12 protein-coding genes are annotated in these 15,863 nt (G+C 42.4%); 7 read left to right on the forward strand and 5 right to left on the reverse strand.

The genetic code is table 11. From position 1 onward, the window contains the following. Nucleotides 1-330: 330 nt before the first annotated feature. Both mutS and R8P61_31280 read left to right on the forward strand, forming a co-directional pair. A complete protein-coding gene (gene mutS, locus R8P61_31275) occupies nt 331-2,928 on the forward strand; it encodes a DNA mismatch repair protein MutS (protein MDW3651604.1) in 2,598 nt (865 codons plus the stop codon). Beyond that, nucleotides 2,918-3,775 (forward strand): DMT family transporter, encoded by an 858-nt coding sequence (locus R8P61_31280; protein MDW3651605.1) that lies wholly within the window; start codon nt 2,918-2,920, stop codon nt 3,773-3,775. The genes mutS and R8P61_31280 overlap by 11 nt, the downstream gene beginning before the upstream one ends. Here the strand turns inward: R8P61_31280 and R8P61_31285 are convergent. Beyond that, nucleotides 3,772-4,224: a hypothetical protein gene (locus R8P61_31285; protein ID MDW3651606.1), complete on the reverse strand. Its 453-nt coding sequence runs from the start codon at nt 4,222-4,224 to the stop codon at nt 3,772-3,774. The two genes, R8P61_31280 and R8P61_31285, sit on opposite strands and share 4 nt — an antisense overlap. A gap of 255 nt (nt 4,225-4,479) precedes the next feature. On the opposite strand from R8P61_31285, the gene R8P61_31290 reads away from it, so the two are divergent. Next, on the forward strand, nt 4,480-5,202 hold the full coding sequence (locus R8P61_31290; GenBank protein ID MDW3651607.1) for a Crp/Fnr family transcriptional regulator: 723 nt from the start codon (nt 4,480-4,482) through the stop codon (nt 5,200-5,202). A 114-nt stretch (nt 5,203-5,316) separates the two neighbouring features. Next, nucleotides 5,317-6,321, forward strand: a complete 1,005-nt coding sequence (locus R8P61_31295; protein MDW3651608.1) for a hypothetical protein — start codon at nt 5,317-5,319, stop codon at nt 6,319-6,321. Here the strand turns inward: R8P61_31295 and R8P61_31300 are convergent. Then, entirely contained in the window at nt 6,296-7,210 is a 915-nt protein-coding gene (locus tag R8P61_31300; GenBank protein MDW3651609.1) for an alpha/beta fold hydrolase, read from the reverse strand. The genes R8P61_31295 and R8P61_31300 overlap by 26 nt on opposite strands. A 142-nt stretch (nt 7,211-7,352) precedes the next feature. Here R8P61_31300 and R8P61_31305 point away from each other — a divergent pair, with 142 nt between their 5' ends. Next, entirely contained in the window at nt 7,353-8,606 is a 1,254-nt protein-coding gene (locus R8P61_31305; protein MDW3651610.1) for a kelch repeat-containing protein, read from the forward strand. Between the two features lie 109 nt (nt 8,607-8,715). On the opposite strand, the gene R8P61_31310 is transcribed toward R8P61_31305, so the two are convergent. Beyond that, nucleotides 8,716-10,197, reverse strand: a complete 1,482-nt coding sequence (locus R8P61_31310) for a Do family serine endopeptidase (protein MDW3651611.1) — start codon at nt 10,195-10,197, stop codon at nt 8,716-8,718. A 275-nt stretch (nt 10,198-10,472) separates the two neighbouring features. Continuing rightward, on the reverse strand, nt 10,473-10,958 hold the full coding sequence (locus tag R8P61_31315) for an Lrp/AsnC family transcriptional regulator (GenBank protein ID MDW3651612.1): 486 nt from the start codon (nt 10,956-10,958) through the stop codon (nt 10,473-10,475). Nucleotides 10,959-11,116: 158 nt separating this feature from the next. Here R8P61_31315 and R8P61_31320 point away from each other — a divergent pair, with 158 nt between their 5' ends. Together R8P61_31320 and R8P61_31325 are read left to right on the forward strand one after the other, a co-directional pair. Further along, a complete protein-coding gene (locus R8P61_31320) occupies nt 11,117-11,680 on the forward strand; it encodes a MarC family protein (GenBank protein MDW3651613.1) in 564 nt (187 codons plus the stop codon). Nucleotides 11,681-11,808: 128 nt separating this feature from the next. Next, the gene (locus tag R8P61_31325) at nt 11,809-12,615 is read left to right on the forward strand and encodes a mechanosensitive ion channel (protein MDW3651614.1); all 807 of its coding nucleotides are present in this window, start codon (nt 11,809-11,811) and stop codon (nt 12,613-12,615) included. A 152-nt stretch (nt 12,616-12,767) separates the two neighbouring features. Here R8P61_31325 and R8P61_31330 read toward each other — a convergent pair whose 3' ends face one another. Continuing rightward, complete coding sequence (locus R8P61_31330; protein MDW3651615.1) at nt 12,768-15,647, reverse strand: T9SS type A sorting domain-containing protein; 2,880 nt, start codon at nt 15,645-15,647, stop codon at nt 12,768-12,770. Between the last annotated feature and the right edge of the window lie 216 nt (nt 15,648-15,863).

Genomic DNA, 15,863 nt, shown 5'->3' on the forward strand with positions numbered 1-15,863 from the left:
TGGATGTATTATAAATACAGCCCAAAAACAGTCATGGCGAGGGTACCGAAGTGGTCCCCCTGGGATAAATAAAGCCTTTGAATCAAGGAGATTGCCCAGGTCCTTCGCGATGACAGATCTGCTATCTTTCTTATTAAAATTATCCCCCTTCTCACTTTTCCACAGGATGGGGAAAAACTAGCTGTAGTGGACAGATAGATTTTTCTATCTTCGTAAGTTCAATATGAACCACATAGGATATGCCCTGTATATCCTCTCAAACGGAAAGAGACCTTGGCCAGACCACGAAAGAGCGGAACCGCTACCAAAACAAAGAAGGAAACCCCTTTGATGAAGCAATACTATGCCATTAAGGCAAAGTATCCGGGGACCGTTCTTCTGTTTCGGGTAGGAGATTTTTATGAAACATTTGGAGAAGATGCGATAGAAGTTTCGCAGGTATTGGGCATCGTCCTGACCAAGCGAGCCAATGGTGCTGCTTCTCATGTTGAACTGGCAGGTTTTCCCCATCATTCTCTTGATACCTATTTGCCCAAGCTTGTGAGAGCCGGAAAGCGAGTAGCTGTTTGTGATCAATTGGAAGACCCCAAACAGGCCAAGGGTATCGTAAAACGAGGAGTAACAGAACTCGTAACTCCCGGAGTTACTTTCAATGATAAAGTACTGGAGGTAAATAAGAGTAATTACCTCGCTAGTGTATATTTCTCCAGCCCCACAGAATTGGGTCTGGCCTTCGTGGAGGTATCTACCGGTGATTTCTTTTGTTTCTCTGGTAGCCCGGCTTATGCAGATAAAGTGCTTGGAACACTCCAGCCTTCGGAGGTATTGGTACAAAAGAGGGACTATCGGAAGTTTATCGAGACCTTCAATGATAAATACTACCTCAGTCGTCTGGACGAATGGGTGTATCAGGAAGACTATGCCCGAGAGAAACTATTGGGACTACTCAAAACCAATTCGCTTAAGGGTTTTGGAATAGAGAAAGAAACCAGAGGGATCATTGCTGCGGGTTCTGTAGTTCATTACCTGAACGAAACCCAGCAAAAGGAACTGGGGCATATTTCCCGCATCTATCGCTTTGATGATTCTCATTTTGTCTGGCTGGATCAGTTCACGGTAAGAAATCTGGAGTTGATTCGACCCTTACATCCGGACGGCAAAGCTTTGGTAGAGGTACTGGATCATTGTTTGACTGCTATGGGAGCGAGGATGCTCAGACGGGCCCTGCTACTTCCTTTGAAAGATCCCAACCAAATCCAGGGCAGATTGGATGTGGTAGAAACCTATATTCGCCATGCCCTTCCCCTCGGAAGATTGGAAGAACAGTTTGGGCAAATGGGAGATTTGGAAAGACTGGCCTCCAAAGTAGCTACTTTGAGGCTTTCGCCCAGAGAAGCTGCCCTGCTCAGAGATTCTTTCGCCCTCATCCCACACATACAGGATACCCTTAGGGCATTTGGGACAGAAGCACTGATCCAGAAAGCCCAGGCTTTCGAGGATGTACACCCGGCTTTGGAAGTACTCACTTCTCAGTTGATGGATGAAATAGGGGGGAATCTCTCTGATGGAAATGTCATACGCGAAGGAGTATCAGAAGAACTGGATGAACTGAGAAATATCAAGCAGAATAGCCGGGATCTCTTGCTGGCTATGCAGGAGCGGGAAATTCAGCGAACAGGCATCACTTCTCTCAAAATTGGATTCAATAAAGTTTTTGGTTACTACCTCGAAGTAACCAATGCGCATAAGGATAAGGCTCCGGAAGAGTGGATCAGAAAACAAACCCTGACCAATGCAGAGCGCTACATTACAGAAGAACTCAAAGAATACGAGGATAAGATTCTTTCTGCAGAAGACCGCATCCAATCTCTGGAGTTTCAGCTTTATCAGCGTTTTATCCAGATGATGCAACTCCATATCCACACCATTCAGCAAAATGCCAAATTGATCGCTGAGCTGGATATGTTGCTCAGTTTTGCGAAGGTGGCCCAAGCCAATAAGTACTGCAAACCTGAGGTAAACGGAGGGGATCGGATTGAGATCGTTCAGGGAAGGCATCCGGTGATCGAAACTACCATGCCACCGGACAGTCCCTACATCCCCAATGATCTGGTGCTGGACAATGAAGACCAGCAAGTAGTTATCATTACCGGTCCGAATATGGCGGGTAAATCCGCCTTGCTACGTCAAACTGCACTCATTTCGCTTATGGCGCAAATGGGCAGTTATGTTCCCGCAGAAATTGCAAAGCTGGGCATCGTAGATAAAATCTTTACCCGGGTAGGAGCTTCTGATAATATTTCCAGTGGCGAGTCTACCTTTATGGTGGAAATGAATGAGACTGCTCAAATCGCCAATAATGCGACCAATAAAAGCCTCATTTTGTTGGATGAGATTGGGCGGGGAACATCCACCTATGATGGGGTATCGATTGCCTGGGCCCTGGTCGAGTATCTACATGAAACGCCGGCTTGTCAGGCAAAAACCCTGTTCGCTACTCACTATCATGAGCTCAACGAATTGGAAAATCGTCTGCCTCGGGTGAAAAACTACAATGTATCCGTCAGGGAGATAGATGGGAAAATCCTCTTTCTGAGGACCCTTAAGCCCGGAGGCTCTGAGCATAGCTTCGGGATACATGTTGCCGAAATGGCCGGAATGCCCGGACCTTTGGTACAGAGGGCGCAGCAACTCCTCAAACACTTCGAGCAAAACCGGGTTCAGGATAAAGAAAATGCCAAGGCTGTAAAATTCTCTTCCAAGAAGACCATCCAACTCAATATGTTTGAGCTGAAAGATGCCGATACCTTGAAAATTCGAAATATCCTTTCCGGTTTGGACATAGACCGTATGACTCCGGTCGAAGCTTTACTCAAACTCCAGGAGATCAAACAAGCCCTCGTAGAAGAGGAAATGCATGAAAAATAAGGCAGCAATCGCCGTAATTATTGGAGCACTGCTGGCAGGCCTCAGTGGATTCTTTATCAAAAGTGCTGATCTCCCACCTGCATCCTATGCTTTTTTCAGGACTACCGTACCTGCGGTCCTTATGGCTTTATGGATGCTTAGTCAGGGAATTCGTTTTCTGAGGGGAAATTATAAGCTGATGTTGCTGGGATCTGCTTTCAATGCAGCCCGTATGTATTTCTTTTTCATGGCTTATATCATGACCTCCATCGGAAATGCAGTGCTCATTTCCTATACCTGGCCCATATTCGCGACCTTATTGAGTGCCCTGATTCTAAAAGAAACAGTCTCCCGGCGAAATATATTCCTCTTATTTCTGGCCTTTAGTGGCATTGTTCTGGTCTATATCAACAAGCCCTTCTCATTCGAAAATGATGATTTTATTGGCATGAGCGCAGCTTTGGCTTCCGCAGCCCTTTACGCTTGCTCCATCATCATTTTCAAAAAAGAGGCTGATGGCTATACCCGAAACGAATTGCTCTTCTACCAGAACCTGGTCAGCGTATTTGTATTCTTGCCCTTTGTTCTGCTGCAGGAACCTCCGCCTGAGCTTCATGATATCGGAATTGCATCCGCTCATGGATTTTTGTTGGGAACGGTAGGTTTTGCTTTCTTTTTCTATGGACTCAAATACTTGCCTGCATCTACAGCTTCCGGACTCACCTACATAGAGGTCGTAGCGGCCCTTTTGTTGAGTATATTCTGGATGAAAGAGGAATTAACCCTCAATATGCTGGCCGGTGGAGCCATCATCCTGATATCAACAAGTTTGCTGCGTTCGAAGAAGAAGGAAGAGGCAGAAAATTAAATTCTCTGCACCTTTCTACTCAGACTTTTCTTTTTCTTGATCTTTTTGCCTTTGTATTTGGCCTGAAAATTCTCTGGAATTTCTTGCCAAATATGATCTGGAATACCCGGACGGGTCTTGCCATCAAATTCAGGATGAATGAAGTAAAGGGCATCCCAGTAAACCAGGAATAGATCCCATTCTTCTTCCAGAACGAAGTCCATAGAACCTTGTCCTATGGCGTTCATATTTTCATCAAGGATTGTGATGTAGGCATAATTTTCAATCTCGCCATCTAAATATTTTGCCCAGTTTCCCTCTCCTTCGGACTCATGCCAGGAAATCCAGATGTTTTCCGAGTCGCTGATTCCATAATAGCTAAGGTCTCCAAGCAATTGTTGCGATACTTGAAGAAGGAGGTGGGAACCCATGGCTTTCGCCATGCCCATTTCATTGTTTGAGTGATTCATATACTTTCCTATACCCCTGAGATCAATTCTATTGCTGATCTCGTTTTTTGAAATACGTCAATTAAGTATGAGAATGAAAATCTATAGTTTCCTGATTCTAACGAACGAATATTGGAAGTTTTTAAGAGATTTTTAGAAGGGTGTAAATTGGAAGACATTGACTTACAGAAAGAAAGGAGAACTTCGAAAGTTGTGATTGAAATCAGGCATGCGGGCAGGGAAATATGTATATGGGTTTTAGAGAAATTACACCACATGGAAATAGCCAAAATTTGGTACCTCGAGCAATTTGGATTTTTAAGTCGGATCGATAAAAAGGACATTGAATACCTGGCAAAAGAATTGCCTTTGCACCGGGTTTATAAAGGAAATCCTATTTTATTTTCTCAGCCAGAGGAAGGACAAATTTACTTCCTCAAAAAAGGATCCGTAAAAATTGGAAGCTTGCGTGCGGATGGGCGCGAAGATTTGAAGTATCTGGCAAAACAAGGGGATATATTTGGGGAGATGGCCTTACTTAACAGGCAGACTAGCAATGACTTTGCTATTGCTTTGGAAGACAGCCTCGTTTGTCCCATGTCTGTATCTACCATGAATCGATTGATGGATAGAAATCCCGGTCTGCACACGGCTGTTCATCAATTGATGGGCGATCGTATAGAAAAACTTGAGCGCAGACTGGACTCCATTTTATTTAAAAGCTCCCGCGTACGAATTCTGGAATTTGTATTGGACTTTTTCAAGCAATTTGGAAAGGAAGAAGGAGAAGAGATTCGGGTAAAAAATCAGCTGACTCATAGTGATATTGCAAAACTTACTGCAACCTCTCGACAAAGTGTAAATAGTATTTTCAATTATTTGCGGAAAAACAAGATCATCGATTATAATACAGAATGGATCTGGGCAGAGCGCGAAAAGCTTGACTACATCCTACAAGAAATTCAGGGAGAAATACCGGGAGATTTATCTTCGGACTAAAATTTTTTTACATCCTCATCGAACGAAATGAAGGCCAAATCCGTTTGAAGGTTGACATTTCTATTCGGTTTTTCTTTTTATTTTAGGGAAAAGCCCGGAAAATAAGTCATATACATGATGCTCATTACTATCCATGATTTTATGAGAATACTTAGTCGTATATTTTTATTGGGTGTTATTTCCTTATTTCTCGCAGCCTGTGAAGGAGATACGCCAAATTATAATGTAGAACTCGAATTTCAACAATATGTGGACCGTTTCATTGATGAAGCAGCCAAAAGGGGACAAACGATTGATTTCTCTGATTCAGGTTTGTCTATTCAATTCAGAGATGCGGTTTCCAAAGAATCCGGAGGGGTTTGTTATCTCGGGCAACATAGAATAGAAATTGAAAAATTCTTTTGGGATGATGCTAATGATTCTCAGCGTGAGGGTCTGATCTTTCATGAACTGGGGCATTGTGAACTGGATCGCCGACATAGAAATGATCTTCTCTCCAATGGAGAATGGGCGAGTCGCATGCGAGGTGATCCCATTCCTGATGGGCAAACCATTCCTGTAAATTATACCGGGACCCGCCAAGAATATTATACCAATGAACTTTTTGATGAGAATACTCCAGAACCGGAATGGGTGAACTGGAGCTTTGACTATAATGAGTTTGATGAAAGTAAGCGTGTCCTACTGACGGATGTTCCTGAAGTGCGGCGAGAATTTTTAGAGAATCTGGGAACTGCTCCTTCTTTGGATTTTGAACTGGAAGTAGAAGTAAAGTTGGGAGCAAGTGAATCCTGGGTCGGATTCCAGTGGGGCAGCCTGAGTGGATCTCAAGCCATTCAAATTGTTTTCCGAGGGAGTAAACGCTTTTTCATAGGAAGTGGGAATCAGGTATTTGGGGTACTACGTGAAATTGAGCGTTTAGATCTCTTGAATGGTGCAGAAGAATTCAATAAGCTGACCTTACGAAAGGTAGGAGATCTGTATCAAATTTTTGTAAACGAGCAGTTTGTATACTGGTTTGATTATGCACCTCCGGCTACTTCTGATTTTGTTTCTCTGGTTTCTGGTATGACCCGTCCGGAATATAGAAATATCAGGGTGAGTCGTTTGCTTCCATAGTTTTAGCTGAAACCTGCCTTTCCACAAAAGCAAATAGAGTATCTGCAAAGGCCTTTCCTCCTTTGTCGAAAAGATCATTGTGTCCGGCTTCAGGAATGAGGTAGAGTCGCTTATTCTTACTCGCAAGCTGTTCAAATATCCTTTTTCCATGTTTTGGAGAAATATTCACATCCTTTTCACCATGAACGAGAAGGATGGCTTGCTGAATTTCCTGAGCGGATTGGACAGGTTTAACCTGCTCGGGATCGAAATCGGCAATTTCACCGGCTTTCGTCAGTACATAATCTGAATAAGGTTTCCACCGGATAAATGAATAAAGCTCCATTCGATCCAGGACAATATCATCCAATTCAGCAAAGGGGCTCATAATCACTCCAAACTCTATTTCCTGATCTTTGGCTAGTGCCTGAATAGCGACTGCCGCACCCATGGAGTGACCGATAATCCCAATAGGTCCACTTAGTTTTTCCTGAAGGAGTACTTTCATCCGAATCACATCTTCCTTTTCCTCAAATCCAAAGGTGCAGTACGCTCCTTCACTATCTCCATGTGCCTGTGCATCATAGGTTACAGCCAGAAATCCCCGGGCGGCAAATTCAGCAGCCAGGCCATATTGGTGTTCTTTACAACTCCCTATGCCGTGCAATAGAATGAGGCCTCCTTTTATTTCTTCTGTATCAGGGTAAAAGAGTTTGGTAGAAAGTTCAAGGCCTTTCTCATTGTTGATGCTTAAGTCTTCCGTTTTGATTTTTGGATCGTAAACTCCTTCGCGAATAAGGGGCTTATAGGGCTTGATAATAGAATAGGGGAGGACAAACTCGGCCAGGATAAAGGGAGCTACCGCCAGGAAAATTAAGAGGAAAATCAGATAAAGGTATTTCTTTTTCATAGATGCTTATAAGGCATACGACTGCTTTATCTACAGGGTTTAACAATAATAGGATTGGTACAGCGTTATGATATTACGAAAATCGTAATTTACATTCATTTGCTGCTCAGGGATTTATAGCTAAACCTATAAGCCTTGTGATATGAAAACCCTGACCAGCCTCCTGTTTAGTTTGTGTTGCTGTCTTTTTCTGCAGGCACAATGGACAAATCTTTCCCCCACTAATGATGGCAGTCATTCCTGGCATTTTCAGAAACATGAATGCGGGGTAGTGATTGTCGGAGATACGATTTTGCTCGTCGGAGGACGAGGAAGCAAACGAGCCCTGATCTATAATCCTCAGACCAATCATGTAAGTACGGGTTCAGATGGCCCGATCGAATTCCACCACTTCCAGGCAGTTGAGAAAGATGGAATTGCCTATTTGGGCATGGGAATGACCGGCGGTTATCCCAATGAAACGCCGATTGCTAATTTGTATACTTATGATGTCCGTAATGATAGTTGGAATCTGGAATCAGCCATACCTCCTGCTCGAGTGAGAGGTTCAGCCCAGGCAATACTGATCGGGGACTGGATTTATTACTTCAATGGACTGACTGTCGGACACCAAAGTGGTCATGTAAATATGACAGATCGCTACAATGTAGTGACGAAGCAGTGGGAAGTGTTGGCGAATAGTCCACGTGCGAGAGATCATTCAATCGCTTTGTATTACAACAATAAAGTCTATTTGGTTGGAGGCAGGAGGAGCAAAGTAAACCATGGAGGCTTACACTCAGACATGGTAAGCGAAATAGATGTTTATGATATTCCCTCAGATAGCTGGACGACTTTGGGAACTCTTATTCCAACTGATCGGGCTGCACCTATGGCGGCATTCTTAATAAATACTGCAGGTAATGTTCAGTTAAATGTTTGGGGAGGAGAATATGCGGGAGGAACCTATGCTTTGGGAGAGGGCCTTGACCTCGTTTCGGAGAGTTGGGAAACCATTGATCCTTTGACCGGGACTACGCATGCCTCTCAGATTGTTCGGGTTTCAGTCGATACTCTTTACCTAATCGGAGGAGCAATAAATGGAGGAAACAATCGACCCATAACAGATCCTGCCTATGTTCAGCGTTTTGTCAGTGATGTGATCTTTGGGATCACTTTTCCAGAGGAAACTGATAAGATTGATCCAAAGAGACCTTTTCTTTATCAGGTAGATGAAAAATTGTATGTCAATCTTAATGCGAGAAAAATGAGTTTGATAGGACTTGATGGCAAGTCTTTGCATTACCCTCCGGCTTCAGTCTTTGAAATCCCCGATGAACTAAGTGCCGGAATTTATCTGTTTAAGGTGATAACAGATAAAGGAAAGGTAGCGACTCAAAAGATCATGGTGAAATAAACAGGATTAGAAACAAAGAAGGCCTTCCCAAAAGGGAGGCCTTTACTTTGAATCTACTTCTAACCTTAAATATCCACTAAGGATACACTTATGTATTTACACTTTTTTATTACTTTAAATCGAAGGTATAGTAACGTCTTCTGGAAGGATAACTTTCGTATATACCCTCTATGGTTACTACGCCGGCCTGGTCTTCCAGGGCTGCAGTGAGGTCATCTGTATTTTCGATGCGCTCCTCTCCAACCTTGGTGATAATAAAGCCCGAGCGAATATCAGTCAGTCTTTTCAGCGTGCCTACTCCCAGGCTTTTTACTTTTACTCCTCCCTCGATATTCAAACTAGCTGCCCGATTTTCGCTGATATCTTCAAATTCTGCTCCCAGCTTTGCCAGGGTTTTGATTTCTTTCTTTTCAACCGATCCGGTATTTCCGTCTCCATTTCTCAGCACTACATTTATGGTTCTTTCTGCACCTCCGCGATTGACGGTTACCTCTACTTTATCGCCAGGACGATGTGTACCTATGGCTGCCTGGAGTTCTGGAGAAGAACTTACGGCTTTACCGTCTACGGCAGTGATTACATCTCCAATTTTCAATCCGGCTTCTGCTGCTGCCCCATTTGAGGTCAGGCTATCGATATAGATGCCATTTGTCAGATCGAGGTCTTTTTCTTTTGCCAATTGTCCATCCACATTACGGATCAGAACCCCAAGGAAAGCTCTTTGTACCACGCCATATTGCATGAGGTCTTCCATAACCTTGCGGACGATATTGGTGGGTACTGCGAAAGAGTATCCGGAATAAGATCCTGTGCGACTGGCAATAGCTGTGTTGATACCGATAAGATCACCATCAAGGTTTACCAGTGCTCCCCCGCTATTACCGGGATTTACTGCTGCGTCTGTTTGGATAAAGGACTCGATTGCAGAGCGATTTCTCAGGATGTTGATGTTTCTACCTTTTGCACTTACGATACCTGCGGTTACGGTAGAGGTCAGGTTGAAAGGGTTACCAATTGCCAGTACCCACTCTCCAACTCTTACTTCATCCGAATTGGCAAAACTTACTTTCTCCAGGCCTTCGGCTTCTATTTTGATGAGAGCCAAATCGGTTGTTGGGTCTGTGCCGATGACTTCTGCTTTATAATTGCGATTGTCAAAGAGTGATACTTCAATATCATCAGCTTTATCGATCACATGATTATTCGTTACTATATATCCATCCTGGCTGATGATTACTCCAGAACCGGAACCAACACTGGGCTGGGGACTGCGACCTCTACCTCCAAAGTCATCTCCGAAGAAGTCTCTGAAAATATCTGGCACTTGTCCACCACCGCCTCTGCCATCCAGAGAGGTAGATTTTATATGAACTACCCCTGGCATCACTTGCTCTGCAGCGGTAGTGAAATCTGAAGGAGTGGATGAGATCTGGGTATCAAACCTACTATTCAAAGTCGGGAGACTTTGGGTATGTTCGATGGTTACTTTTTGATCATTTTTGAAAAAATACTGATTCACGCCCAGGGTAAGTGCGCTTCCAAAAATACCAGCTGCCATTACCAGGGCAAAAGGACTGAGGGATTTCTTCATCTTTTTCATCTAAGCGTTGAAACATTTAATGGGATAAGAGAAAGATTCTTTAGGTTCTTTTTCTCTTACATTATCAAATACGCTTTTAGCTTCTTAAAAGATTGTTAGGGAGGTGTTAATGTTTTCTTAAAACTTTTGAACCCGCCGCCTCACGCTCACCTTCCCTTGTTCTACAGAACAAAGGAGTGCGCGCGTGCCAAGTAGTATAGAATGCCGGATGCGGGACTTTTCTTTTTTGAGGGGAAGGGACTTGCGGCGGAAGGGTTCAGGAAGGATCACTTTTCCTTTTTCAAAGCAGCCATGGGAGAAAGTCCCCGACTAAAGGCTACCTCAAATGAAATGATGGTATTGGTTCCTTCTACTCCATCCAGCTTGTCGATGCGATCGTAGAGGATGTCGCGAAGGTGAGCATTGTCCCGGGCGTAGATCTTTACCATAAGGTCATACCTCCCAGCGATATTGGCGCATTCTACAATCTCGGGGATTTCTTTTAATGCATTCATAAGTTCTTCTACGCCTTTTTTTCCATGACTCAACATGATCAATACATAGGCTGAAGTACTATAGCCCAGCTTCTCCGGGTCGAGCTTGAAAACAGCATCTCCAAGGATTCCCGCATCCTTCAGTTTATTAACTCTCTGATGCACAAGGGAATTGGAAATGCGGAGCTTTTCTGCTAGCTGAGTAAAGGGGATTTTTGCATTTAAGCCCAGTTCCTGGAGGAGCTCCCGATCGAGATAATCAAGTTGATAGTCCAACATATTTTATTGAAAAATAAAATGTCAAAGTGGTCTTTTTATGTAAATATATAGTAAAAATAACACAAAATACACAAGTATGAATACAATTAGACTTTTTTGGCGTAAAATTGTGCGAAAATTAACCATTAATAATTAGCTATTTAATTAAAAGAAAAACCATGCTTTTTACCTCAACACTTTCTGTTAGTTTGATTCTATTCACAGTTATTGACATTCCTGGTTCTCTGCCAATAATCCTGAATTTGAAAAAGCAGGGTTTGCAGGTTCAGGCGGCAAGAACGACGCTTATAGCAGGCCTACTCATGTTGATGTTCTTATTTTTTGGAACCTCTGTGCTGGATGTTTTTGGAATAGAGGTGGCTTCCTTCGCTTTAGCGGGTTCTCTGATTATTTTTTTTATGGGCCTGGAAATGATTCTGGGGATTAGGTTTTTCAGAGATGAGCCGAGTGCAAGTAGTGGAGCGATTGTTCCTTTGGCCTTCCCCATTATTGCAGGTGCGGGTACCTTGACCACCATATTATCCCTCAAGTCAAAATTTGGGACCATGAGTATTCTGGCAGGGATCCTTCTAAACTTATTGCTTGTTTTTCTGGCATTGCGATCTACAGGATGGCTGGAAAGAAAGATTGGAGATTCCGGTTTAGAAGCCTTGAGAAAAATCTTTGGAATCATCATTATCGCGGTTGCTATTCAGATGTTTCGGAGCAACCTGGGGATCTAATATGAAATTATTGTTAAGTGGGGTGACCGAGCAGAAATTTACGTATCTAAAGGTTGTTCGTTCAGCTAAAATGTTTAATTTCTGAAAGACTTTCACCTTCTCTTTAACTTATTACACTAACAATACTTATGGACTTTTTGAATGATATTTCAACGGATCAGATACTCGACTATGGAACCAAAGCTATAGGCGCTATTCTGGTACTGGTCATTGGATTCTGGATTGCCAACAGGATCGCGAAAATGATTGGAAACCGGATGAGGAAAAACACCAGTGATCCAACTGCTGCTAACTTTATCACGGATATCATGAGTATCCTGCTCAAAGTGCTGGTTGTTTTGACTGCTGCATCCACTATGGGGATAGAAATGACCTCATTTGCTGCAATTATTGCTGCGATGGGTCTGGCTGTGGGTATGGCGCTTCAGGGTAGTTTGTCCAACTTTGCTGGAGGTGTGATGATGGCGATTTTTAAACCTTTTGAAATGGGTGATCTGATCGAAGCTCAGGGACATACCGGAGTAGTTGAGGGATTAAATATGTTTGTAACGACTCTTACAACTCCTGATAGCAAAACCGTAATCCTGCCAAATGGTGCTTTATCAAATGGCGATATCGTAAACTATTCCAAACTTGATCAGCTTCGGGTAGATTTGGTTATCGGAATCGGTTATGATGCAGATATCCAGCAAGCCAGAAATGTGATCATGGAAGTGATGAAAAATGACCCCAAAGTTATGGATAGCCCAGCACCTTCTGTAAATGTTCTGGAATTAGGAGATAGCTCAGTAAATCTTGCAGTAAGGCCCTTTGCTACTGTCGCCAATTACTGGGATGTGTACTTCGGTATTCAGGAAAAAGTAAAAGTAGCCTTGGATCAAGCAGGAATCGATATTCCTTATCCACAGACGGTTATGCACCAGGCTGGAAACTAGATCTACTAGCACATAGAAAAATTCACTTTTCCCTAACAAGTGATTTCCCTTATAGGTCCGCTGTGGCGGACCTTGTTTTTTTGGGGGGGGAGCATGAATGAAATTCCAACCTGATTCGCTAGTAAATTCGAAATTTTCAATGCCTTTCTATTTTACTCTATCCTTAATTTATAGGTATAGGTCTTATTTATTTGAATAAAGTACAGTCCGGGTTTCAAGTGGGGAAGCTTAAGTTGGATTTGTGAACTGCCCGAAGATATTTTCACACTTTCGCTAAAAATCCGCTTTCCCTGAAGGTTTATCCATTCAAGATTCAATTCTCTAATAGATAAAGAATTTACAGAAAGGAAAAGATGATTTTTTACAGGATTAGGAAAAAAGGAAAAATTTGAATGGAAACTATCTTCGATTTGATTGATACTATTGGGATAATACGTTTTCACTATTCCCGGAATACTCCCTAAATTTTCCGGACGGAAATCCGAGAGTGTATTAAGTACAGTATTGGTTCTTATAGGAGGGTTAAAATCAAAATATATATCAGCCCAATTTTTAATTTCTGTAGCTGCTGGCTTTTCAGGAAGTGCGTCTATAAAGAATTGTATGTACCCTTGACTTGCAGCCACATTAACATTGGAATCTGGCAATTGGATATTGTCAAAATAGAAATGAAGGACTGGCTTACCAAATCCTTTTAATTCCATTCTGAAAGGATGTGAGGCACTTCCCAGTCTAAAAGTAGATAGATCTAATGCTGAGGATAACTCATCCCTTATTTCAACAGTAAAAGCTGTATCTGTACCCGTATTTTGGAAGCGAATGAGGTATTCCAACTGGCTTCCCAGAGGTGTCAAACCCAAAGGCCCAATTCCTTGGGGAAAGACTTGTTTATCATTGGGATCATAAGAGCCGATAATTTCCTGGCAATTAACCGCAAATCCCGACTCTGGCCTTCTAAGAGGAGTACTAAATTGCTGGATCATCCCTTTGGAAGTACTGCTATCCAAAGTCGCCGTACATGCCTCCAAAGCTACTGAAACCATAGCATTAGTTGGGTGATTGGGAACCTGATCTACTTCCAGGCGAAAGGTCTGTCCATTTCCTGCTATGTCGAAAACGAGGCTGTCTCCCATATTTAGGAAAAGTTTGCCCGTATCAACCAGAACCGTATCTGCAAATATTCTGTAAGAGGTGGAATCCAGCATATTGGCGGTTCCGTGATTGACTACCGAAAATTTGACGGTATCATTAATACAGTCTCTATCCATAGAAAGAGAAGCGCCAGACCAATTGGCAGCTACCGGAGTGCAATTGTCAGGAGATGAAATCCAGGCTTCAACACATGGAGAGAGTCCTAGTAGCTCGACAGATGAACATGTTTCCTGAACATTCAGGCTGATATTTCCACAAGTATTAGGAGCCAAGGTGGCCAGATCAAAAAGCAGGCTACTATCAGGCTCGTAGACAAAAGGCATATCAGCGGATAGCAACTTTAGGTTAGGCGGGAGATCAACCCAAAGCTGAGTTTGGGTTGCAGAGATAAGCCCTAGGTTACAATAGTTGATGTTTATTCTTCCAGGAAAACAGCGTCTACTCCAAAAACCACCCAATGAATGTGTCAAATCTGGGCAAGGACTAGCCTTTAGCCCTAAGGCTTGCGCATTTGTATTTGAATTATTTACCTGAATACTTGAATCACACAATTCCCAGTCATCCTCAGAATCCAGAATGGATAAAAGATAATTGCCGCTATCCAGGGACATCTTATAATTTCCATTTGAATCCGTTAAAGCATAATAAGGACCAGGTTTAGCTACCACAATCCTGTTTTTCAGGGGAAAATCCTGCGGGTCTTCCAGGCAATTCCCATCTACATCCAGGTAACTATTACCCGTGATTGTGTATCCACCACAGGGACCATTATTCAATACCTCAATTTCATTGCAGCCCGCAGCATTAGCATTGAAGATATTTGCTGCCGTCAGGGAATCCACATTGCTGACATATCTATATAGGCCACAACAATCAGTTAGAGCCGTGTTTGCAGTAATATTAATGCTCCCTCCATAATAAATTATGTTTCTTAACCCCTGTAAATTTTGCAAAGAAGGGTTTAAAGAAATTTCCAAACTCTCATGCAGACTATCCATGCTTGTAAAAGCATCTATCTGAACTAGAGATAGATTATTTCGAATACGAATTTTCCCATAAATATTTTGAACATTTTCAAGTCCTCGCAGACTTGTTAGCATATCATTCTCGGAGATATTTAGATCGATTAGTGAATTTGCGCTAAAATTCCCGATAGAAGTAAGTGAAGACAAAGGAGCAAGATTCCTCAAACTATCATTATCATATATCACTAAAAATCCCCCACAAAATGTCAAATTCGATAAGCCGTTCAAGTCCTTGAGTTGCTGGTTTTGGCCTATTTCAATTCCCCCGCTTAAATAGGTGATCTTAGTTAGGCCATCAATATTTTCTAAAAGGCTATTTTCAGTTAGAATAAGGTTTCTAATCGAATCTATATTTGCTAAGGCATCGAGGTTTTTGATCCTGGCATTTTTCTCTAGTGCAATATCCGATCTGACCCATTTGAGATTTGAGAGGCCATCTATATTTCTAAGGGAATCATATTTGTTAATCCGAAGACTCAGTCCAATTGAATCCAGGTTTCTAAATCCATCCAGGTTTTTAAGGCTATAATTGGGGAAAAAGGAACCTTTTATGGCCATATCCAGAGAACCTCCAATTACCCTAAGATTGCGCAAACCTTCCAATTGGCTTATCGAATTTGGAAAGGTCATATCCAGATTGTTCCGAATTTCAGTGAGACGGTAGAGGCTGTCAAGATTTGTTATTCCAGTGCCTCTAATCGCGACTCTACCGTTTATTTTTGTATAAGGAGGGAATGTATCAATCTGTGTCTGGTTGGTAAACACAATATTTCCATTAAAAGTGCCTTGTGAAAAGCAAGATGTTGATACTGAAAGAAGTAAATAAATCAGTAGAATTAATCGAAAGTGTTTCATGGTTAACGTTTCCTTACTAATACAAATTCCCACAGTTTACCCAAGCCGAAATGGAGGCAATAGCATATATAATTTATAAATAAATATCAGGCTCTCCCTTTCTAAGATAGATTTTACACACAATTATCTTTCCTCTTGCTGATCTTGAGCAGTCGCCTCTGCCGGCTAAGGGATTCTTTGATTAGATATTAGGCGGCCAACTTCCCCATTTGTATT

It is taken from the genome of Bacteroidia bacterium (assembly GCA_033391075.1).
Classification (GTDB): Bacteria; Bacteroidota; Bacteroidia; order J057; family J057; genus JAWPMV01.

What these genes read in the sequence shown, in the direction of transcription:
- R8P61_31330 (MDW3651615.1), bottom strand. Translation starts at nt 15,647, where the DNA reads ATGAAACACTTTCGATTAATTCTACTGATTTATTTACTTCTTTCAGTA.
- mutS (MDW3651604.1), top strand. Translation starts at nt 331, where the DNA reads ATGAAGCAATACTATGCCATTAAGGCAAAGTATCCGGGGACCGTTCTT.
- R8P61_31300 (MDW3651609.1), bottom strand. Translation starts at nt 7,210, where the DNA reads ATGAAAAAGAAATACCTTTATCTGATTTTCCTCTTAATTTTCCTGGCG.
- R8P61_31310 (MDW3651611.1), bottom strand. Translation starts at nt 10,197, where the DNA reads ATGAAGAAATCCCTCAGTCCTTTTGCCCTGGTAATGGCAGCTGGTATT.
- R8P61_31325 (MDW3651614.1), top strand. Translation starts at nt 11,809, where the DNA reads ATGGACTTTTTGAATGATATTTCAACGGATCAGATACTCGACTATGGA.
- R8P61_31320 (MDW3651613.1), top strand. Translation starts at nt 11,117, where the DNA reads ATGCTTTTTACCTCAACACTTTCTGTTAGTTTGATTCTATTCACAGTT.
- R8P61_31295 (MDW3651608.1), top strand. Translation starts at nt 5,317, where the DNA reads ATGATGCTCATTACTATCCATGATTTTATGAGAATACTTAGTCGTATA.
- R8P61_31305 (MDW3651610.1), top strand. Translation starts at nt 7,353, where the DNA reads ATGAAAACCCTGACCAGCCTCCTGTTTAGTTTGTGTTGCTGTCTTTTT.
- R8P61_31290 (MDW3651607.1), top strand. Translation starts at nt 4,480, where the DNA reads ATGGAAATAGCCAAAATTTGGTACCTCGAGCAATTTGGATTTTTAAGT.
- R8P61_31285 (MDW3651606.1), bottom strand. Translation starts at nt 4,224, where the DNA reads ATGAATCACTCAAACAATGAAATGGGCATGGCGAAAGCCATGGGTTCC.
- R8P61_31315 (MDW3651612.1), bottom strand. Translation starts at nt 10,958, where the DNA reads ATGTTGGACTATCAACTTGATTATCTCGATCGGGAGCTCCTCCAGGAA.
- R8P61_31280 (MDW3651605.1), top strand. Translation starts at nt 2,918, where the DNA reads ATGAAAAATAAGGCAGCAATCGCCGTAATTATTGGAGCACTGCTGGCA.